Below are 606 nucleotides of genomic sequence, written 5' to 3'. Positions count from 1 at the left end.
AGTATTGTGATTGCGAGTCGATGTACTTTCCATGCATTTAGTATTTCGCAAAACGACGTAAATGTATGGAATGGGCCGCAGTTGTTTACTATAACTGGCGGTCGCGCTGAACTTCACTTTGTCCAAGGACAGGTTGAGTCTCGTATAATCAAATAGCGATAGCCGCTGACGTTTGGTTACCCCCCATAATAGGTAGAAAGGTATTCTAGAATGGCTTCTCGGTCGTCGCCTGATAAATCTTCCATTCCTTGCTCCTCAATCATCCAGTCGAGGGTTTCATCCCATCTTTGGCGGCTTAGTCCTTGTTGTGTGACCATGTGTAACGAATGACAGGCTGAGCAGACTGCAGCGACGAGCTCCATATTCTCTCCCGGCGTTAATATCCCATCACCTGGCGATTTAACCTCCATTTCAGATGAAGCAGTATTCCAATCTGGTGGCGTAGGGTTTTGGGTCGCTAGCCATGCAATGATTGCGGCTCGCGCACCCGGGTCTTTTACGCCGGGAAAGACCATGTTTGTGCCCGGAGCAAACTCCGATGGTGACGCCAAAAAAGCATCCAGTTTTTCAGCGTCCCACTTTCCTTGATGTTGTCTAATTCCGTCG

General features: G+C 48.5%; 1 pseudogene. It reads right to left on the bottom strand.

Features of this window, described 5'->3' with window-relative positions:
* Positions 1 to 176 precede the first annotated feature (176 nt).
* A pseudogene (locus R7E78_RS28210) lies at positions 177 to 606 on the bottom strand (cytochrome C); the annotation flags it as partial.

This window comes from Vibrio sp. YT-19(2023), assembly GCF_033337395.1.
The sequence above is the reverse complement of the archived record's forward strand: the minus strand, read 5'-3'. Positions and strand labels throughout refer to the sequence as shown.